The 321-nt window shown below is 34.9% G+C and carries 1 protein-coding gene; it reads left to right on the top strand.

All coding sequences use genetic code 11. The features are described from left to right. Positions 1–25: 25 nt before the first annotated feature. Positions 26–321 (top strand): 6-carboxytetrahydropterin synthase (locus AOA61_RS24565; protein ID WP_143521249.1); only part of this gene is annotated, 296 nt, incomplete at its 3' end.

Genomic DNA, 321 nt, shown 5'->3' on the forward strand with positions numbered 1-321 from the left:
TTACAAAGGGAAGGGGTTTAACGTTATGTTTGGTTTTAACATCGTTGAGAAGATGCAGAAATTAGGCACAGATATCATAAAAGAAGAGTTAAAGTATCACAATAAAAGAGTATTAGTAAGTAAGGAATTTACTTTCGATGCAGCCCATCACTTGCACAGCTATGAAGGAAAATGTAAAAATCTCCATGGCCATACGTATAAGGTGATTTTTGGGATTAGTGGTTACGTAGATGATAATGGTCTCATGATTGACTTTGGTGATGTGAAGGAGATTTGGAAAAATGAGATTGAGATTTACCTCGATCATCGATACATTAATGA

The organism is Pseudomonas sp. 2995-1, assembly GCF_002742505.1.
Lineage (GTDB): Bacteria > Pseudomonadota > Gammaproteobacteria > Pseudomonadales > Pseudomonadaceae > Aquipseudomonas > Aquipseudomonas sivasensis.